The 18,738-nt window shown below is 44.5% G+C and carries 19 protein-coding genes and 1 pseudogene; 9 read left to right on the top strand and 11 right to left on the bottom strand.

Going from position 1 to position 18,738, the window contains the following annotated elements; translation table 11 throughout:
• Positions 1-113 precede the first annotated feature (113 nt).
• Genes HMPREF3179_RS09485 through HMPREF3179_RS09515 form a run of 7 tightly spaced genes read left to right on the top strand, consistent with a single transcriptional unit; the run spans position 114 to position 4,917 of the window.
• A complete protein-coding gene (locus HMPREF3179_RS09485) occupies positions 114-842 on the top strand; it encodes a YebC/PmpR family DNA-binding transcriptional regulator (RefSeq protein WP_036558466.1) in 729 nt (242 codons plus the stop codon).
• 45 nt (positions 843-887) lie between these two features.
• Positions 888-2,162 carry a phosphoribosylamine--glycine ligase gene (gene purD / locus HMPREF3179_RS09490; RefSeq protein ID WP_070470926.1) on the top strand — a complete coding sequence of 425 codons (1,275 nt, stop codon included), beginning with the start codon at positions 888-890 and terminating at the stop codon, positions 2,160-2,162.
• A complete protein-coding gene (gene nadD / locus HMPREF3179_RS09495; protein WP_036558472.1) occupies positions 2,159-2,752 on the top strand; it encodes a nicotinate (nicotinamide) nucleotide adenylyltransferase in 594 nt (197 codons plus the stop codon). Before purD ends, nadD begins: the two co-directional genes overlap by 4 nt.
• A 46-nt stretch (positions 2,753-2,798) precedes the next feature.
• Positions 2,799-3,209 carry a ribosome silencing factor gene (gene rsfS, locus HMPREF3179_RS09500; RefSeq protein ID WP_070470928.1) on the top strand — a complete coding sequence of 137 codons (411 nt, stop codon included), beginning with the start codon at positions 2,799-2,801 and terminating at the stop codon, positions 3,207-3,209.
• Positions 3,206-3,676, top strand: coding sequence for a 23S rRNA (pseudouridine(1915)-N(3))-methyltransferase RlmH (rlmH, locus tag HMPREF3179_RS09505; protein WP_048769257.1), 471 nt, complete (start codon positions 3,206-3,208; stop codon positions 3,674-3,676). The genes rsfS and rlmH overlap by 4 nt, the downstream gene beginning before the upstream one ends.
• A 13-nt stretch (positions 3,677-3,689) precedes the next feature.
• Positions 3,690-4,292, top strand: coding sequence for a Maf family protein (locus HMPREF3179_RS09510; protein WP_070470930.1), 603 nt, complete (start codon positions 3,690-3,692; stop codon positions 4,290-4,292).
• Between the two features lie 13 nt (positions 4,293-4,305).
• A complete protein-coding gene (locus HMPREF3179_RS09515) occupies positions 4,306-4,917 on the top strand; it encodes a DUF2946 family protein (RefSeq protein ID WP_018025674.1) in 612 nt (203 codons plus the stop codon).
• 7 nt (positions 4,918-4,924) lie between these two features.
• On the opposite strand, the gene pstB is transcribed toward HMPREF3179_RS09515, so the two are convergent.
• The 4 genes from pstB to pstS form a co-directional block, all read right to left on the bottom strand.
• Positions 4,925-5,737: a phosphate ABC transporter ATP-binding protein PstB gene (gene pstB, locus HMPREF3179_RS09520; protein ID WP_018025673.1), complete on the bottom strand. Its 813-nt coding sequence runs from the start codon at positions 5,735-5,737 to the stop codon at positions 4,925-4,927.
• Positions 5,738-5,764: 27 nt separating this feature from the next.
• Complete coding sequence (pstA, locus tag HMPREF3179_RS09525) at positions 5,765-6,655, bottom strand: phosphate ABC transporter permease PstA (protein ID WP_070470969.1); 891 nt, start codon at positions 6,653-6,655, stop codon at positions 5,765-5,767.
• An 11-nt stretch (positions 6,656-6,666) separates the two neighbouring features.
• Complete coding sequence (gene pstC, locus HMPREF3179_RS09530; RefSeq protein WP_070470932.1) at positions 6,667-7,692, bottom strand: phosphate ABC transporter permease subunit PstC; 1,026 nt, start codon at positions 7,690-7,692, stop codon at positions 6,667-6,669.
• 203 nt (positions 7,693-7,895) lie between these two features.
• A complete protein-coding gene (gene pstS / locus HMPREF3179_RS09535) occupies positions 7,896-8,942 on the bottom strand; it encodes a phosphate ABC transporter substrate-binding protein PstS (RefSeq protein WP_018025670.1) in 1,047 nt (348 codons plus the stop codon).
• A 230-nt stretch (positions 8,943-9,172) separates the two neighbouring features.
• On the opposite strand from pstS, the gene HMPREF3179_RS09540 reads away from it, so the two are divergent.
• Positions 9,173-10,756, top strand: coding sequence for a Ppx/GppA phosphatase family protein (locus tag HMPREF3179_RS09540; protein WP_018025669.1), 1,584 nt, complete (start codon positions 9,173-9,175; stop codon positions 10,754-10,756).
• Here HMPREF3179_RS09540 and HMPREF3179_RS12540 read toward each other — a convergent pair.
• A pseudogene (locus tag HMPREF3179_RS12540) lies at positions 10,701-10,835 on the bottom strand (GNAT family N-acetyltransferase); the annotation flags it as partial. The gene HMPREF3179_RS09540 and the pseudogene HMPREF3179_RS12540 sit on opposite strands and share 56 nt — an antisense overlap.
• Positions 10,836-11,180: 345 nt before the next feature.
• On the opposite strand from HMPREF3179_RS12540, the gene HMPREF3179_RS09545 reads away from it, so the two are divergent.
• Entirely contained in the window at positions 11,181-12,125 is a 945-nt protein-coding gene (locus tag HMPREF3179_RS09545) for a siderophore ABC transporter substrate-binding protein (RefSeq protein WP_246824435.1), read from the top strand.
• Positions 12,126-12,334: 209 nt separating this feature from the next.
• Here the strand turns inward: HMPREF3179_RS09545 and HMPREF3179_RS09550 are convergent, their stop codons facing one another.
• The 6 genes from HMPREF3179_RS09550 to glmM all read right to left on the bottom strand — a co-directional run bounded on the left by HMPREF3179_RS09550 (position 12,335) and on the right by glmM (position 18,736).
• A complete protein-coding gene (locus HMPREF3179_RS09550; RefSeq protein WP_018025667.1) occupies positions 12,335-13,093 on the bottom strand; it encodes an iron ABC transporter ATP-binding protein in 759 nt (252 codons plus the stop codon).
• Between the two features lie 7 nt (positions 13,094-13,100).
• Positions 13,101-14,078 carry an iron chelate uptake ABC transporter family permease subunit gene (locus tag HMPREF3179_RS09555; RefSeq protein ID WP_341463157.1) on the bottom strand — a complete coding sequence of 326 codons (978 nt, stop codon included), beginning with the start codon at positions 14,076-14,078 and terminating at the stop codon, positions 13,101-13,103.
• A complete protein-coding gene (locus HMPREF3179_RS09560) occupies positions 14,035-15,006 on the bottom strand; it encodes an ABC transporter permease (protein ID WP_070470934.1) in 972 nt (323 codons plus the stop codon). Before HMPREF3179_RS09560 ends, HMPREF3179_RS09555 begins: the two co-directional genes overlap by 44 nt.
• Before the next feature lie 96 nt (positions 15,007-15,102).
• Entirely contained in the window at positions 15,103-16,020 is a 918-nt protein-coding gene (locus HMPREF3179_RS09565) for a siderophore ABC transporter substrate-binding protein (RefSeq protein ID WP_070470936.1), read from the bottom strand.
• A 381-nt stretch (positions 16,021-16,401) separates the two neighbouring features.
• Positions 16,402-17,184: a GNAT family N-acetyltransferase gene (locus tag HMPREF3179_RS09570; RefSeq protein ID WP_036558490.1), complete on the bottom strand. Its 783-nt coding sequence runs from the start codon at positions 17,182-17,184 to the stop codon at positions 16,402-16,404.
• Between the two features lie 208 nt (positions 17,185-17,392).
• Positions 17,393-18,736 carry a phosphoglucosamine mutase gene (gene glmM / locus HMPREF3179_RS09575; RefSeq protein WP_070470938.1) on the bottom strand — a complete coding sequence of 448 codons (1,344 nt, stop codon included), beginning with the start codon at positions 18,734-18,736 and terminating at the stop codon, positions 17,393-17,395.
• Between the last annotated feature and the right edge of the window lie 2 nt (positions 18,737-18,738).

Below are 18,738 nucleotides of genomic sequence, written 5' to 3' on the forward strand. Positions count from 1 at the left end.
AATACAGGCTATTCTATAAAAAAATGTGCTAATCAAGGTAAAATCTAGGCACAATAAAATACTTCATAATTAATTTATTCCATCAGTTTAACCTTTTTATTTTACAGAGTATTATGGCAGGTCATAGTAAATGGGCAAATATCCAGCACCGTAAGGGTCGCCAGGATGCCAAACGCGGCAAAATTTGGACAAAAATTATTCGTGAAATCACCGTCGCAGCACGCGCCGGTGGCCCAGACCCCGAATCTAACCCCGCCTTACGCTTAGCCATGGACAAGGCTAACGCAAGTAATATGCCTAAAGACAATATTAACCGTGCCATTCAGCGCGGTGCCGGTGCGGTTGATGGCGAGGATTATGAGTTCGTACGCTACGAGGGCTATGGTGTTGCGGGGGCTGCCGTGATTGTGGACTGCATGACCGATAATCGTCAGCGCACGGTCTCCGAAGTCCGTCACGCCCTAACTAAAAATGGCGGTAACCTAGGCACAGACGGTTCCGTTACCTTTATGTTTGATCACGTCAGCCAGTTTCTTTTCGGACCCGATGTGGACGAGGAGCAAATCATGGAGGTGGGCTTAGAGGCCGGCGCCAATGATATTGATACTGACGAGGATGGTCTGACCGAGGTGCTGGGCGCCCCAAGCGATTTTGCACAGTTGCGTGATGCCTTTGAAGCTGCTGGTCTACAGCCCGAAGTAGCAGAGATTATTATGCGTCCACAAAATGAAATTGAGCTGAGTGATGCCGATGGTGCCGTCATGCAGAAAATTATTGATACCTTAGAAGATTTGGACGATGTACAAAAGGTCTATACCAATGCGGTATTTGACGAGGAATAGTTCAAGTTTTTCATTTAACCTTAAACGAGTTTTAGCATAGTCCTTATGAATATTTTAGTGATCGGTGGCGGTGGCCGTGAGCATGCCTTAGCATGGCGTTTTTCTAAATCATCCGAGGTGGATCAGGTATTTGTAGCACCGGGTAATGGCGGCACCGCTAGTACTCAGGGGATGCGCAATATCAATCTCAGCTCTGCTGAGGATTTATTGCAATTTGCCAAGGACAATCACGTTGCTCTGACGGTCGTTGGTCCTGAGGCTCCGTTAGCCGCTGGTGTGGTGGATGTGTTTCGCAATGCAGGCTTAGCCATTTTCGGTCCGACAAAAGCAGCGGCTCAATTAGAAAGTTCCAAGGATTTTGCCAAAGCCTTTATGGTGCGTCACCAAATCCCTACCGCAGCCTACGCCAGTTTTACCGAGGCTGAGGCGGCCCATGCCTATGTTGAACAACAAGGCGCACCGATTGTGATTAAAGCTGACGGCTTAGCTGCCGGCAAGGGTGTGGTGGTAGCGATGACGCTTGAGGAAGCGCATCAGGCCATTGATGATATGCTTGGCGGTCAATTCGGTCAGGCCGGTGCCCTGGTGGTGATTGAGGAGTTTTTAGCTGGTGAGGAGGCGAGCTTTATCGTCATGTGTGACGGTAACACCGTCTTACCACTCGCTTCCAGCCAAGATCATAAGCGTCAATTAGACGGCGACCAGGGCCCTAATACCGGCGGCATGGGGGCATACTCCCCTGCTCCCATTGTGAATGAGGTCATTCACGAGCGTATTTTAAGCGAGGTGGTTATCCCGACCATCGAGGGTATGCGAGCGGATGGTATTGAGTACACCGGTTTTCTCTATGCTGGCGTCATGATCGGTGAGGGTGATGATGCCACTCGCCCGATTAAGGTACTTGAGTTTAACTGCCGTTTAGGTGATCCAGAGACGCAGCCTTTATTATTGCGTATCAAAAATGATTTTGTGCCTTTATTTGAAGCGGCCACCCAGGGTAAGCTAGATCAAGTAACCATTGATTGGGATCCACGCAGTGCCATTGGTGTGGTACTAGCAGCTCATAATTATCCCGCCGCTCCACGTACCGGTGATGTGATTCATGGTTTAGGGGCAGAGAGTGATGAGGTGATGGTGTTTCATGCGGGTACCCAGCTCAACGATGGTGAGATTGTCACCTCTGGTGGTCGTGTCCTATGCGTGACCGCCTTAGGTGAAACCATTCAAGAGGCACGCCAAAAAGCCTATGCCGCTATTGATGAGATTAACTTTGACGGTATGCAGTACCGCAGCGATATCGCATGGCGCGCCATCAAATGACAAGCCGCCCAAAGGTAGGGTTATTAGGCGGTAGCTTTAACCCTATCCATAAGGCGCATATTAAATTAGCGCTCAGTGCGCTAGAGCAATTACCTTTAGCGCACGTCGAGTTGTTACCTGCCGGGCAACCCTGGCAAAAAGACAATTTATCCGTGAGTGCTGAGCATCGTTTAGCGATGCTTAAAATTGCGGCTGAGGGTCACCCTAAGATTTTTTTCAACACCATGGAAATCGAACGTGATGGCCCTACCTATACCATTGATACCGTCAGGCAATTAGATCCAGCCATTGATTACTACTGGCTAATGGGCACCGATCAGCTGCAAAACTTTACTACTTGGAATGGTTGGCAGGAGATTATGCAGACGCTAACCCTAGTGGTTGCTAAACGCCCGGATTACTCCTCGGAGATCCCTGCTGAGATGCTAGCGGCGCAAGTGATCGGCAAAGAAATTATCCAAATTGATTTTGACGAAATTGATATTTCCTCCACCGAGGTACGTCAACGCTTACGTAATCATCAGGATGTGAGTGACTATATTCATCCTGAGGTGTTACGCTATATTAAAGAGCACCAACTTTATCAATAAAAAATAAAAGCAGTCCACTAGCTGTACAAAAAGGATATTATCAACTATGCAATTAAATAAAATGCAACGTTTAGTGATTGATGCGCTTGAGGATGCTAAAGCGCAAGACATCAAGGTGTTTGATACGACCGAACTCACGAGTCTATTTGACCGAGTGATTATTGCCAGTGGTACCTCCAATCGCCAAACGCGCTCCATCGCACGCAGTGTATATGATGCGGCACGTGAACAGGGTCTTGAGGTACTTTCTCTTGAGGGTGAAGACACGGGTGAATGGGTGGTGCTAGACCTAGGTGATATCGTGGTGCATTGTATGCAGCCAGCCATTCGCCAATACTACAATCTGGAAGCCATTTGGGGCGAAAAACCGGTTAAGGTCAAGCTTTTGCCGCAGTCTCAATTGATTCCTCCAGTGAATCAGGGCTTTGATCCAATGCAACCCTTTGACGACGAATGAAAATCACCATTATTGCCGTGGGGCACCGCATGCCGGACTGGGTCAAAACTGCGTGGGACGATTATGCTAAGCGCTTGCCTCATGAGTGCGCCATTGAATTAAAAGAAATTAAAGCAGAGCCTAGAAGCTCCGGCAAAACCCCAGCACAAATGATGGCCGCCGAAGCTAAACGCATTCAAGCAGCGATTCCTGCACGCAGTATGGTCATCATTTTGGATGAGCATGGACGTGATCTCAGCACCCAAAAGCTAGCTTCCATGCTAGGAGACTGGATGGCAAATCAACAGGATGTGGCCTTAATTATCGGTGGTCCGGACGGTATTGATGCCGATTTTAAACGCAGTATTTCACAAAAAATTCGACTTTCATCCCTTACCCTACCCCATCCAATGGTGCGTGTGCTATTAGTTGAGCAAATTTATCGCGCTTGGTCTATTCTGACTAATCATCCCTATCATCGAGAATAAGCGAGCTTATCCCATGAAGCTACCCTTTATTTATTTGGCCTCAGCCAGTCCCAGACGGCATGAATTGCTAAAGCAAATCGGCGTAAATCACGAAGTTTTAAGGGTACCTACCCCAGAGGGTGCGGAAGATGAGCCAATCCTAGCGGGTGAAGCGCCCCCAGACTATGTGATACGCACCGCCCGAGAAAAAGCGCAACGTGCCTTGAACTATGTCACACAAAACAGCGCTACACTCCCCATGTACCCTATTTTGGCGGCTGATACCTGTGTCATGATAGATGGTCAGGTGGTGGATAAAGCGCACTCTGACGACGATGTACGACGCAGTTTAGAACGCCTATCCGCTTCGGTACACGAAGTGCATACCCATCTTGTGCTAGTGGATGGTGAGCGTATACTAGAAAGAAATTGCATTAACACCCTGTATATGCGCCAACTTAATGCCGCAGAAATTGCGCATTATGTGCAGAGTGGCGAGGGCCTTGGCAAGGCTGGGGGCTATGCTATTCAAGGCTTGGGGGCGATGCTCATCGAAAGGCTCGAAGGTAGCTTTAGCGGTGTGGTGGGCTTGCCTCTTAGTGACACTTGGGAGCTTTTAACATTATTGGTAGAATAAAGCGAGTAGCCTTATGGATGAACAAGTCATTGCAGCCATGGCAAAATGGCCTCATGTGCCGGCCGCCTATGGCTGGTTATCATTAAATGAGCGCGGCTTATGGCGTTTTCATCATAACGGGGATTTTGAGGCTAATCCCGAGGGTGAACGCATCGAAAATAGCCAGCTGATCGCCTTTTTTGGGCGTAACTACTGTGTTAATGAAGGCGGTGAATGGTATGTGCAAAACGGTCCGCAAAGGGTCTACCTGAGCTTGCCGCATGCGCCCTTTATTCTTTTTTATGATGAGGCCGCCGCACGCCTAAGTACACACCATGGGCATACCATTAAGGCAGTTAAACACTGGTACCTTAGTGATGAGGGTCGGATTTTTGTCCAAAGTGATGTCGGACCAGCCATGTTAATTGGACGGGATGTACCAGCATGGCTTGAACAGATACAGGTGATAGCAGCGGATGGTCAGCGACGCCCATTTGCTGAGGCGGATGTGGCAGCGATTCTAGCTGGTCAACAGCTCACGCTCTCTCTAACTACCGCTGAGGGCGAGTTAAGCGCAAACTGTGGCCTTTTAGAAAGCCACAAAGCCGAGCAAACGCTCGGCTTTGTTAGCATGCCTAAACCCTGAGGAATTATTAACCAAAACGACCGGTAATATAGTCCTGCGTTTCTTTACGACGGGGTTTAACAAACATCTGACTGGTTTCACCGAACTCGATGAGCTCACCTAGGTACATATAAGCAGTGTAGTCAGAACAACGTGCCGCCTGCTGCATATTGTGAGTTACGATAGCAACGGTGTAGTCCTTTTTAAGTTCAGTGATTAGCTCCTCGATTTTTACAGTGGAAATCGGGTCTAGCGCCGAACAAGGTTCGTCCAGTAGCAATACCTCTGGTTTAACAGAAATACCGCGAGCAATACATAAACGCTGCTGCTGTCCACCGGATAAACTATGACCACTCTGGCTTAATTTATCCTTAACCTCAGTCCACAGCGCTGCTTTTTGTAAAGCCCACTCAACACGCTCATCCATCTCTGGTTTACTTAAATTTTCAAATAAGCGCACACCGAAGGCGATATTATCATAGATGCTCATTGGGAATGGTGTGGGTTTTTGGAAAACCATACCAACCTTGGCACGCAATAATGAAATATCCGTCTCACTGGTTAATAAATTCTCACCATCTAAATTAAGCTCACCCTCAGCGCGCTGACCTGGATAAAGCTCGAACATGCGGTTAAAGGTACGCAACAAGGTAGATTTACCACAACCAGAGGGGCCGATAAATGCGGTAACCTTGTTGCGAGCAATACGCATATTCACATTCTTAATGGCGTGGAACTTACCGTAATAAAAGTTTAAGTTCTTAACCTCTAATTTAGTATCCTCAGGAGAAACTAAATCTAATTCAGCTTGGCTGATTTTTGCTGGTGCTACAGTGTCCATTTTTAAATCCTATAATCTTGACTAATATTACTTCGAGCGGGTTACTAAACGGGCAACAATATTTAGACCTAAAACCAATAGGGTAATAAAGGTTGCACCTGCCCAAGCTAATTGATTCCAGTCATCAAACGGACTGGCAGCAAACTGGTAAATTGTCACCGGTAAGTTTGCCATTGGCTGATTCATATTCCAGGACATAAACTGGTTGTTTAAGGCGGTAAATAGCAACGGTGCTGTTTCACCTAAAATACGCGCAATCGCCAATAACACACCGGTAATAATGCCTGATAAAGCAGCACGATAACAAATTGATAAAATCATGCGATACTTAGGACAGCCAAGCGCTACCGCGGCTTCGCGTAAGCTATTAGGAATTAATAGCAACATATTATCGGTTGTTCTTACCACCACCGGAATCACCAAAATAGCCAGTGCTAAAGAACCTGCCCAACCGGAATAGTGACCGAGTTGTGACACATAAATGGAGTAAATAAACAAACCGATAACAATTGACGGTGCCGATAACAACACATCATTTAAAAAGCGAGTTGCCGGGGCTAACCAACCGCGATCACCATATTCAGCCAAATAGGTACCGGCCAAAATACCAATCGGTGTACCGATAGCAGTCGCGACTGCAGACATCATCACCGAACCAACGATGGCATTCGCTAAACCACCCTGACCGCCAGGACCGGGGGTAGACTCGACAAAGAGATCGAATGATAAAGAACCGCCGCCTTTAATTAATAAGGTGCCTATAATCCAGAATAACCAGAATAGACCAAAGACTAAAGTAATTAAAGAGAGGGTCAACATCACGCGGTTAATGGTGCGTCGTTTTTTATAAATTTTGTTCCCATTATGTAAAACCGACTCTAGCGGTTTAGGGGAAGCGGTAGAAACAGTAGAAATCATCTGATCACTCACTATGTCTTAGTTCCTTGGCCTTTATTCATGCGATACAACATCCAGCGCGATAAGCTGAGAACAACGGTTGTAATCAAGAATAAAATCAAGCCCAATTCAATTAATGCGGCTAACTGTAAGCCAGAGGCCTCATTAAACTCGTTAGCAATGGCTGAAGCAATGGAGTTAGATGGTGCAAAGATACTGTTCGGTGAACGGAAGGCATTACCAATCACGAAAGTAACTGCCATAGTTTCACCAAGTGCACGACCTAAACCCAGCATAATGCCGCCAATCACACCACCTTTGGTATAAGGCAAAACAACTCGCCACATCACTTCCCAAGTCGTTGCCCCAAGACCGTATGCAGATTCCTTAAACATGGGTGGTACCACGCTAAACACATCACGCATGACCGAAGCAATGTAAGGAATGATCATAATGGATAAAATCAAACCGGCAGTAAATAAACCAATACCCATCGGCGGTCCAGCGAACAACTGGTTTAATACCGGAATCGGCGCAAAAAAACTGATCAAGTGTACTTGAATATACTTTTGGAATAAGGGGACGAAGACAAACAGACCCCACATACCATAAATAATGGAAGGAATCGCTGCTAACATTTCCACGGCGATGCCTAATGGGCGCTTAATCCAGGTGGGCGCCAACTCGGTTAGGAACATTGCAATACCGAAAGATGCCGGCACTGCAATCACCAAGGCAATACCTGCGGTCACTAAGGTACCGATAATAGGCACCACAGCACCATATTGATTTTGTACCGGATTCCACTCGGTGCTAAACAAAAAGGAAACACCGAAAGCCTTGAGCGAATCCCAGCTACCGTAAACTAACGATAGCATAATCGCCGCTAATAAAATAAATACAAAAAACGCAAAAAAACGGGCTGCATTAGCAAATATCATATCCGCTAGCGCAAAACCGCGTCTGCTGGGGGAAGGTGGTAAACTCTTCGACACCGTAGCCTCTTTAGTTGGGGTTGAAGACCTACTATTATTAATAGTCTCGGAATATGTCGACATTAGCAATCCAGTATAAGACGTAAATCCTTAGCTTAATAACAATCACTACAACTTATTTAAGATTTATTACAACTGCAATGCAAAAAGTCGGACAGCAAATTATAACATCTACTGCCCGACTCCTATCGTTAAGTGTTACCCCAATTTCTTTGCGGGGTACTTAACCCTATCATTTCAGATTAGCTTAAATAAGTACTTAATAATTATTTAGACCAAACTGCAGAGCCGTCAGCTGCTTTAACTTCCGAAGCCCAAAGTCCGCGAACCTCATCACTTACTTCCTTAGGAAGCGGCACATAGTCTAACTCAGAAGCTAATTTGCCACCATTTGCCCAAGCCCAGTCAAAGAACTCCATCACGGCTTTAGTTTGCTCAGGCTTATCAGCTGTTTTGTGCAATAAGATGAATGTTGCTTGAGTAATAGGCCAAGACTCAGCACCTGGCTCTTGGTTAAGCACTACGCCCATACCAGGAGCAGATTTCCAGTCGGCGTTAGCAGCAGCGGCAGCGAATGCAGTCTGCTCAGGCTGTACAAACTTACCATCACGGTTTTGTAATTGAGTCCATGACAAGTTGTTTTGCTTAGCGTAAGCGTACTCAACATAACCAATAGAGTTAGCTAATTGACGCACATAACCAGCAACACCCTCGTTACCTTTACCGCCTTGACCAACAGGCCATTTTACGGCTTTACCCTCACCTACTTTTTCTTTCCACTCAGAAGAAACTTGAGATAAGTAGTTAGTCCAACCGAAAGTAGTACCAGAACCATCAGAACGATGAACTACGATAATGTCAGCGTTAGGAAGTTTTAAGCCATCATTTAATGCAACGATAGCAGCATCATCCCATTTAGTGATTTTACCTAAGTAGATATTAGCTAATACTTCACCTGTTAGTTTTAACTCACCCGGTTTGATACCATCAACGTTAATCACAGGTACTGTACCACCGATAACGGCCGGGAACTGAAGTAAATTATTATCCTTTAATTTTTCAGCTGATAATGGGTCATCAGAAGCACCGAAATCAACTGTCTTAGCAATAATTTGCTGCTGACCACCACCAGAACCGATTGACTGATAGTTAACCTGATTACCGGTTGCTTTGTTATACTCAGCAGCCCACTTAGCATAAATTGGATAAGGGAAAGAAGCGCCAGCACCTGTTACAGCAGCTGCTTGTACAGAAAACGCAGCGGCACCAAGAGCAACTGCTAAAGTAACGCGAGAAAAAGCTTGTTTTAACATGATCATCCTTTGTTGATATCAGATTAGGTAAGTTGGTAAATTATTGGGTAAATAACATACCATGGTGTTTCACTTTACATAAGGAATTGTACAAAGCATATATGACAAGAATATGACATCACGTGCGCCCTCTATCATCATTTAGTTTGTCGTTTAAATACTTCACTTATTGTCTCTTAAGCCATTATTTCTTAGGTACAATAATGACATCATTATAAGATCCGATTTTTATGGAAAATAATAACTTACTAGCTGCTGTAGACTTAGGTTCTAACAGCTTTCGATTGACCGTTGGACGCATTGAGGAGCGCAATGGTGAGTCTTATATCTTCGCCATTGACCGTTTAAAGGAAACCGTGCGATTAGCAGCCGGCTTAGATGAGGACAAGGTACTCAGTGACGAAGCGATTGAGCGAGCAGTTGGTGTACTACAACGCTTTGCTGAGCGCATTCAAAATTTCCATCCACACCAAGTACGCGCGGTTGCGACCAATACCTTCCGGGTTGCTAAAAATCGCAATGTATTATTACAACGCGCTGAAGCTGCGCTAGGTTTTCCTATAGAGGTGGTGTCCGGTCCAGAGGAAGCGCGTTTGGTTTTCTCCGGGGTGGCGCATGAGTTGCCCTTATCCGATAAAAACCGCTTAGTGATTGATATTGGCGGCGGCTCGACGGAGTTTATTATTGGCAAGGGTTTTCAATCCTTGCTGGTTAAGTCCTTACCTATCGGTTGCGTTTCATTTACCAAGCTTTATTTCCCTGGCGGTATGGTCAGCGCCAAAGCATTTAAACAAGCGGAGATTAATGCACGCAACCAAATCCAGGTATTGAGTAAAAGCTACCGCAATATGGGTTGGGCCGAGGCCTTTGGTTCCTCCGGTTCGGCTAAAGCCTTAGTAGCCGTATTACAGGCTTCAGGTTTTTCTGAACGCGGCATTACGATGGAGGGTATGGAGAAGCTAAAGCGTATCTTGATTAAAACCGGTTCAGCCAACTCGCCGCTGCTACTCGATCTCAAAACTGATCGTATTGAAGTACTACCTGCAGGCTTAGCCATTATGATGGCCGCCTTTAAAGAACTGAAAATCAAGCAGATGAACCAGGGTGATGGCGCACTCCGAGTGGGTGTACTGTATGATATGCTGGGTCGTAAATCAGCTGCCGATATTCGTGCCGGTACCGTGGCTCAATATATGCACCGCTATCGGGTGGATACTAAGCAAGCTCTGCGAGTGCGTCAACTAGCGAGTGCTTTTTATGAGTCTGCCTTAACGCTTAGCAAGGAAGCGCAAGAAAGCTGGCCCCATGATATGCATTTGCTACTTAAATGGGCGTGTGATCTGCATGAAATCGGTTTAAGCATCGCCCAATCCTCCTATCATCGCCACTCTGCCTATGTGTTACAACATGCAGATATGCCGGGTTTCTCCAAAGATGAACAAACGATTATGGCGCGCCTGAATCTTGAGTCGCAAGGCAAGTTAAACAAAAGCGATATCAAGTCATTAGCCGATGAAGAATGGCAAGCCATCCTATGTATACGCTTAGCGCTAATATTTTTACGCAAACGTCAAGCCATCCATATGGAAAACTTGGCGCTTAAAATTGAAGCTAAGGATATCACGCTTACTATCGGTAAGCGCTGGCTTGAAAATCACCCACTGACCGAATTCAGTCTAACGAATGAAAAAGCGCTGTGGGAGGCCTGTGGCTTTAACTTTCAAATCAAGCCAATCAGTCAAAACCAACATGGCGTCGCTAGCGATGATCCATCTTCTCACTATCCACAATCACCGGAAAATCCACCGCATTAACGTCTTTACCCCAAGCAGGTTCGCCGCAAATACGGGCGCCAAGCTTTAAGTAGCCCTTAATCAAGGTCGGCATACGCGACTGACTGATACGCTCGCCGGCCGTCTTCTCCTCTAGTCAATGGATTGGATACGGTGTGTAGGGTGACATCGAATCATGTTGAATGCGGTTGCTTTGCTATTCAATACCACATCACTAAGCCCTAAATAAAACAAGGCTAGCTTACTGTGATAAGCAGATAACAGGTAGAAGTTTTTAGTATTAACGTTTTAATTCTTAAAAATTTATCAAAATAAGAATAATAACCGTTCTCATTCACCTTAAAATCAACTATGATGTTAACCGTCGCATTTAATTTCAACTTAAGTCGACTTAATCTAGTAATTTTTTAGCAACTTATCGCTATCTCAATTTAAAAGGATGATGATGAAAAAAATCTTTCAAATAATGACCTTAACAGCCACATTAGCCATAGCCGCACCAAGCTTGGCCTTTGAATTGGAACATACTACTGGCACCATCAACGGTGACAAAACACCAGAACGCATTGTCAGCTATGACTTATCAATTCTTGACAGCTTAAATGCACTAGGCATTGAAGCAGTAGGTGTACCAAAGTCTAACTACAAAGATGAATTAGCAAAATTTGCTGAAGCACCCAAGGTTGGTACATTATTTGAACCTGATTATGAAGCACTAAAAGCCTTAAAACCTGATCTAATCTTTGCCGGTGGTCGTTCTGCCTCTGCTATTCCAGAGCTTGAGAAAATTGCCCCTGTTGCAAATCTAACTAACCGCAACCCAGAATTTTTAGCCGACTTCCGTACTAATACTTTACGTTTGGCTGCTGCGTTTGACAAAACAAAAAAAGCCGAAGAAGGTCTTTCCAATATTGATAAAGACATTGCTGACTTACAAAAATTAAACGCTGGTAAAACGGGTGCTTTCCTTTTTGTCATGAATGGCAATATCATCCCACACGTTGTTGGTGACCGTTTTGGCTTTGTCTATGAGTTAACAGGCTTGGAATCCGTGCTACCAGCTAAAACAGCAGAAGAACTTGCCGCTCCTGCTACAAGACCAGCGCCAGATAGCCCAGAAGCTAAGGCCGCTGCTGCGAAGCGTGCACAGCAAATCAAAGAGATTGCCAAAGCTGACCCTGATTGGCTTATCGTTTTCGATAGAGCAGCCATTAATGGCGGTGAAAATGCCGGTGAGAAAACGCTTGCTGAGCATCCCGACTTAAGCCAAACATCCGCCTTTAAAAACGGTCGCGTGGTTTATGTTGACCCAGCGCGTTGGTACGTTATCACAGGCGGTTTAAATAACTTAAAATTCCTTACGGGTGATTTCTTAGATAAAATGAAATAAATCCACGCTAGGACATTAAGTGTTAGAGCCCAAGCAATCAGATATTTTATTGCTTGGGCTATTTTTTTGCCTATGGCTTTATGATCGTGAGTATGAGATGGATGTGATTAGCCGTGACTAATATGAGAGGAAATGATTTAAACGAAAAAAACAGTTTAAATTTTAAGTATTGATAACAGCTCGCTTAAGCAATAGCGATTTAGCTCACGCTACAGATAATGCATCACCATATTATGTCCATTGACATCAACTACCTGTGCATCCACACCAAAAAGTTTTTCTAGATTGTCAGAGTTAAGCACGTCACGTGGTTTACCATGCAATACTAACTCGCCCTGCTTCAGACCAATAATTGAGTCAGCATAAGCTGAAGCATAGTTAACATCATGCAAAACCACAATAATTGTGCGTTGATGTTCATCCGCAATATGTCGTAACTGGCGCATGAGCTGGCGCGAATGATACATATCCAAGTTATTAAGCGGTTCATCTAATAGTAGATAATCGGTGCTTTGACAAAAAACCATCGCAACCAAAACTCGCTGACGCTGACCACCTGAGAGCTCAGTTAAGTAGCGACCACGTAAATCATACAAGTCAAACCGTCTCAAGGTGTTTTCAACAATGGCCCGATCCTCTTCCGTGGGACGTCCCTTGTGATAAGGATAGCGCCCGAACATTAACATTTCTTTAACCATGATACGACTAGTGATGCTATTTTCTTGACGCAAAATAGCAATTTTCTTGGCCATTTCATCACTCGGTGTTTTACTAATATCCATATCGTCAATGCTGATCTTGCCTTGCTCAAACTCATTTAAGCGAGACATTAAAGAAAACAATGTCGATTTACCAGCACCATTAGGTCCTACTAAGGCGGTAATTCCGCCTTTAGGGATCTCAAGATTAATATTTTTTAAAATCTCCGTGCCACGGATTTGAAACGATACCTGATCGATTGTAATCATTGGACTATCACAACGCTTTGCGTCTGAGTAAAAATATAATAAACACAATACCACCCAGAAATTCAACCACTACGCTAAGTACGCTTTGCATACCTAGGAAATGCTCAAATATCAATTGGCCGGTAACTAAAATTAATGATCCGATGAGGAAAGCAGCCGGAATTAATACAGCATGACGATGCGTCTTCATCAATGGATAGACGATACCTGATACCAACAAGCCAAAGAAGCTAACAGGACCAACCAAAGCAGTTGAAATAGAAACTAACACCGAAATTAAAAACAGTATCAATACCATGGAGAACTTATAGTTCACACCTAAATTAATTGCATGGTCTCGACCCAAAGCGATCACATCCAACTCATAGCGATAGCGCCAAATAATCAAACTCACAATAGCGACTATCACCAGACTGACACTTAGCAAATCCATGCGGATAACATTAAACTGAGCAAAGGACACAGACTGTACGACCGCAAACTCTTCAGGGTCAATAACACGCTGTAAAAAGGTAGTTAAGCTACGGAACAATACGCCTAATATCACCCCAGTTAAAACCATCCGATATAAATCGTCCTGAGCTTTTAAAAACAAGGTTGAAAACATGACTAAGGACGCAAACAACATGATGCCTATTTCAAAACCAAACTTATAGACATGACCTAGTGCCACATAGCCTATACCACCAAAAGTAAAAATTAATACTGTTTGGATTAATAAATACAAGGCATCAAAACCCATAATATAGGGCGTTAAAATACGGTTTGACGTGATGGTTTGAAATAGCACCGTTGAAATAGAAATTGCGTAAGCAACAACCAAAAGCGCAACTAACTTGCCTCCCCTAAAACCCAACACAAAATCCCAGTGTCCACCTGATTTTACGGTCATAAATAATGTCATCGAAACTAATAAAGCTCCGCACATTAATAATAGTAACTTACGCGTCTGCATAGCGTTTACGTGCACGAATGGGACGTGCATATAAAAGATAAAGGAAAAGGATTGTACCAACGATACCAATAATGGTACCCACCGGAATCTCATAAGGATATTGAATGATACGGCTAGCAATATCACATGCTAATACCAAGGCTCCACCAAACAACATATTCCAAGGTAGGACCTTGCGGACATTATCGCCCATGATACGACTGACGATATTGGGTACTACCAATCCCACAAAAGGTATAGCACCAACAGTCACCACGACAATGGCAGAAATAACAGCAACTATCAATAGGCCTATCGTGGTCACCACATGATGGTTTAAACCTAAATTAGTACTAATTTCTTTGCCCAGTCCAGCAATGGTGAATTGATTAGAATATAAAAACGTAATAATGCAGAGACAAGCAGTAATCCACAACAACTCATAACGCCCTACCACGACACTCGAGAAGTCACCGATAAACCAAGCGATCAAATACTGCATCATGTCATATTCATAGGCAATAAATGTTGCGACGGCACCAAGCACACCACCATAAATCATCCCAACCAGCGGCGCTAATAGCTTAGCAGTCGGTGGTAATACTCTGACAATTGCCATAAAGCCCGCCAAACCGATAATCGCAGCTACACAGGCAATTAACATTTTAAAAAACACACTGCTCTGAGGCACTAACAAGGTCATTAACAAAATACCTAGTGTCGCTGCTTGTGTGGTACCAGTCATGGAAGGTTCTACAAAACGATTACGCATCAGCATCTGCATAATCAGTCCCGCATTAGCCATTGACATACCCGTCAAAACCACTGACGCCGTTCGAGGAATCCGGCTAGCGAAAAAAACCTCACGCGCCGCCGCATCTCGTAGAAGCAGTTCGAATGAGACTTGACTCACCCCAACAAATAGGCTAACTATAATTAAAACAATAAAGCTTATTATTACTAGTAAAGACTTGGTCATTTTTTATTGTTATTTCGCTCTCTATCACTACCCTAAAAAGCACTTCAGACCTAAATTCGGCCTGAAGTGCTGCAGGATAATTAAAAACAGGGGGATTTATTGAGCTTTAGCTTTTTGCACAGCATCACGTAATAGTTTAAGCTCTAACATCATTTGTTGATAGCCACCTGAAGCTAAATAAGATGAAACATCTAAATAGATGATGTGGTTATTTTTAAAAGCTTGAGTCTCTCTAAGAAGCGCATTATCAAGCACAGTCTGGGCGTTATCACCTTTGGCCCGCACTGCTGATGTTCGGTCCATCACAATTAGCCAATCAGGGTCGTTTTCGCGAATAAACTCAAATGAAATTGGATTACCATGACGTGCACTACTTTCAGTCTTATCAGCTGCTTCCCAACCAAAATCATTAAATAAATAACCAAAGCGCGAATTGACACCATAAGAAGCAATCTTGGTACCATTAACCAAAATCATCAATGCCCTGCCTTGGCCTTTTACAATCTCTTTAGTTAAAGCCAATTCATCGTTTAAGCTTTTTTGCAACTCTGCAGCACGCTCTTCTTTATTGAATAACTTGCCTAACTCAGCTAATAATTTTTGCGAGTTATCAACCGAAACGCCTGTATTAGTTAGATCAACGACAGGGGCAATTTTAGCTAAAGCATCTGCTTTAGGTGCCATACGCCCACCAATAATAATTGCTTCAGGCTTAAGACGGTTCAGGGCTTCTAAATCAGGCTCAAATAATGTACCTACTTCAACTGCATCTGCGCTCTTAGCGTCTGCCAAATAATCAACGTAGATCGTAGAAGGAATCCCCTTAGGTTTAACGCCCAATGCCTGAAGTGTATCCATAGCCGCAAGCTCATAGACGGCGACATTGTCACCGACCGTTTGGTCGAAAGTGACTGGACCTTGTGCTGTATTAATCTCAATAGCTTGAACTGCTGATGCGCCACCAATAAGACAAGCTGTAGTTAAAAACTTCAGGAAAAATTTATTAAGTTTCATGCAGAAAACAGACCTATAAAAAATAATATTCACCAAAACACGACCGATACTAGCTCAAAGCGACGCGCTTACTGGTGAATACTTAATCTGAAAGAATAAGAATCATTATCATTATAGTATAAGATTAATTTTTATTCGATCTATTTTGAGACTTAATCTCAAACATTAATCACAGACGATAATAAATTTGCGAATAATTCAAAGTAAAGGTGCCTGCAAAACTTAAGTCACCTTTTGCATAGCACTTGAACATTGAACCTCGAGGGTCAGCCAAAAACACCAAGACATTAAGCGAAGCCATTGATTTATATAAGAACTATTGGGTGAGCCACGAAAAAGAACTGTGGGAGGCTTGTGGCTTTAACTTTAAAATCAAGCCAATCAGTCAAAACCAAAATGGCGTCGGTAGCGACGATCCATATTTTCAATATCCACAATCACCGGAAAATCCACCGCATTAAAGTCTTTGTCCCAAGCAGGTTCACCGCAAATACGGGCGCCAAGCTTTAAGTAACCCTTAATCAAGGCCGGCATACGTGACTGACTGATACGCTCGCCGGCTGCCTTTTCTTCTAGTAAATGGATTGGGTATGGGTGGTGTGGAGTGACCTTAGGCTGTCCCTTATACTCCTCAAGCTGCTGCTTAGCCAACTGCCAAACCTGTGCTGCTTGTACTCCATCATCTAAGAGACTGACGCTGGCACAACCAAAAAGATAACGCAAACCATGACAGCGCATAAACTGGGCTAAACCACTCCACAGCAACATAATCACACCACCATCACGGTAGTCCGGATGGGTACAAGAACGACCGCATTCATTCAGCTCAGGGCGCAAATGCTCAAACTCACTTAAATCAAATTCGGACTCGGAATAATAACCACCCGCCTCGACTGCTTTTTGAGGACTAAGAATACGGTAAGTACCTACTGCCTTACCCTCCTTGGTGTCCATCACAATCAAGTGCTGACAAAACTCATCAAAATGATCCACATCTCGACCGTCAATTGCCTCTGGAAAATGGACCCCCATCTCCTGTGTATAGACCTCATAGCGCAGTCGCTGAACCGCCTCAAGCTCTTGCGGCGTATTGGCAATACCTAATACCAAGCTAGGGCCGTCAAGCGCACTTAAGTCCTTTGGAATCTCTATCAGCTCTTGCATATATTAACTATCCTCAACACTTAACGAATCAACTCAGGAAAATATGACAATACATATAGTTTACAAGATGATAACAACGCTAACGACATGATCATCTGCTTACATTATACAAAAGAGATTTGACAGAATTCTTTCAATTTTATAAATTTTAAGCACAACCCTGTTAAGGCATTGTGCTTAAAAATATGATTCAGTCTGAGTGCTACTACTAGGCGTCTAAACTGACATCCGCCAGGTGTTCGACACCACGCTTAGCCAGTTCATGAGTCTCAGCCTCCACCATCAGGCGCAAAATAGGCTCAGTACCTGAGGCACGAATCAGCACTCGCCCCCTATCACCCAACTCGGCTTCTACCTCTGCCCGTACCCGCTGAAGCTCAGCATGATTTTGCCAATCCAAGCCCGGTTTAAGAGGCACATTAATCATCACCTGTGGGTACATCTTTAGGTCATGGGTTAGCTCACGTAGCGTTTTACCACTACGCACGACCGCTGTTAACACCTGCAACGCAGCGATAATCCCGTCACCCGTCGTATGACAATCTAAACACAACAGATGGCCCGAACTTTCACCACCAAAATACCAACCGTTTTGGTGTAGGGCTTCAAGCACATACCGGTCACCCACCTTAGCTCGCTCTAAGGGGATACCTAAATCCTTTAAGCGCTTTTCAAAACCAAAATTAGTCATTAAGGTGCCGGCAACGCCTTTAATTTCCATGTGCTGCATGCGTTCAAGAATAATCGCATACAACAGCTCATCACCGTTGTAAATATTACCCCGAGAGTCAACCATCTGAATGCGATCCGCATCACCATCCAAAGCAATGCCGTAATCAGCGCGCTGCGCATTCACCGTCGCTACCAATTGCTCTGGGTATAAGGCACCAACATTACGATTAATATTGAAACCATCGGGACTACAGCCGATTGGGATCACGGTTGCACCCAACTCTTTAAACACGTAAGGGGCTACATGGTAGGCTGCACCATGCGCCGCATCCACCACAATTTTCAACCCTCTAAGATTGAGGTCGTTAGGAAAGCTACTTTTACAGAACTCGATATAACGACCGGTGGCATCATTTAAGCGACGCGCACGACCAATGGACTCAGACTCCTCGTACTTAATATCCTCATCGATCAGTGCCTCAATTTTTAACTCAATCTCGTCAGGTAACTTTAAGCCGTTTTCTGAGAAAAACTTAATGCCATTATCATGATAAGGATTGTGAGAGGCACTAATCACCACGCCCGCATTTAAGCGTAAGGTGCGAGTTAAATAAGCCACCGCAGGGGTAGGAATTGGGCCGGCTAGTAGCACATCCACCCCGGCAGCAGCAAAGCCTGCTTGCATTGCCGCTTCTAGCATATAGCCGGATATACGAGTGTCCTTGCCGATTAAAACAGTTGGTCTATCACCCTCTTCTAAGCCTTGACTAGCTAGCACTCGACCCGCCGCATAGGCTAATTTTAAAGCGAATTCAGCGTTAATTACTGCGCCGCCTACGCGACCACGCACACCATCGGTGCCGAAATACTTACGTGCCATGG

Source organism: Oligella sp. HMSC09E12 (genome assembly GCF_001808505.1).
GTDB classification, from domain to species: domain Bacteria; phylum Pseudomonadota; class Gammaproteobacteria; order Burkholderiales; family Burkholderiaceae_B; genus Oligella; species Oligella urethralis.

Excerpts from the sequence above, each read along its gene's own strand:
- HMPREF3179_RS09485 (WP_036558466.1), top strand. The coding sequence starts at position 114 with ATGGCAGGTCATAGTAAATGGGCAAATATCCAGCACCGTAAGGGTCGC.
- purD (WP_070470926.1), top strand. The coding sequence starts at position 888 with ATGAATATTTTAGTGATCGGTGGCGGTGGCCGTGAGCATGCCTTAGCA.
- nadD (WP_036558472.1), top strand. The coding sequence starts at position 2,159 with ATGACAAGCCGCCCAAAGGTAGGGTTATTAGGCGGTAGCTTTAACCCT.
- rsfS (WP_070470928.1), top strand. The coding sequence starts at position 2,799 with ATGCAATTAAATAAAATGCAACGTTTAGTGATTGATGCGCTTGAGGAT.
- rlmH (WP_048769257.1), top strand. The coding sequence starts at position 3,206 with ATGAAAATCACCATTATTGCCGTGGGGCACCGCATGCCGGACTGGGTC.
- HMPREF3179_RS09510 (WP_070470930.1), top strand. The coding sequence starts at position 3,690 with ATGAAGCTACCCTTTATTTATTTGGCCTCAGCCAGTCCCAGACGGCAT.
- HMPREF3179_RS09515 (WP_018025674.1), top strand. The coding sequence starts at position 4,306 with ATGGATGAACAAGTCATTGCAGCCATGGCAAAATGGCCTCATGTGCCG.
- pstB (WP_018025673.1), bottom strand. The coding sequence starts at position 5,737 with ATGGACACTGTAGCACCAGCAAAAATCAGCCAAGCTGAATTAGATTTA.
- pstA (WP_070470969.1), bottom strand. The coding sequence starts at position 6,655 with ATGATTTCTACTGTTTCTACCGCTTCCCCTAAACCGCTAGAGTCGGTT.
- pstC (WP_070470932.1), bottom strand. The coding sequence starts at position 7,692 with ATGTCGACATATTCCGAGACTATTAATAATAGTAGGTCTTCAACCCCA.
- pstS (WP_018025670.1), bottom strand. The coding sequence starts at position 8,942 with ATGTTAAAACAAGCTTTTTCTCGCGTTACTTTAGCAGTTGCTCTTGGT.
- HMPREF3179_RS09540 (WP_018025669.1), top strand. The coding sequence starts at position 9,173 with ATGGAAAATAATAACTTACTAGCTGCTGTAGACTTAGGTTCTAACAGC.
- HMPREF3179_RS09545 (WP_246824435.1), top strand. The coding sequence starts at position 11,181 with ATGAAAAAAATCTTTCAAATAATGACCTTAACAGCCACATTAGCCATA.
- HMPREF3179_RS09550 (WP_018025667.1), bottom strand. The coding sequence starts at position 13,093 with ATGATTACAATCGATCAGGTATCGTTTCAAATCCGTGGCACGGAGATT.
- HMPREF3179_RS09555 (WP_341463157.1), bottom strand. The coding sequence starts at position 14,078 with ATGCACGTCCCATTCGTGCACGTAAACGCTATGCAGACGCGTAAGTTA.
- HMPREF3179_RS09560 (WP_070470934.1), bottom strand. The coding sequence starts at position 15,006 with ATGACCAAGTCTTTACTAGTAATAATAAGCTTTATTGTTTTAATTATA.
- HMPREF3179_RS09565 (WP_070470936.1), bottom strand. The coding sequence starts at position 16,020 with ATGAAACTTAATAAATTTTTCCTGAAGTTTTTAACTACAGCTTGTCTT.
- HMPREF3179_RS09570 (WP_036558490.1), bottom strand. The coding sequence starts at position 17,184 with ATGCAAGAGCTGATAGAGATTCCAAAGGACTTAAGTGCGCTTGACGGC.
- glmM (WP_070470938.1), bottom strand. The coding sequence starts at position 18,736 with ATGGCACGTAAGTATTTCGGCACCGATGGTGTGCGTGGTCGCGTAGGC.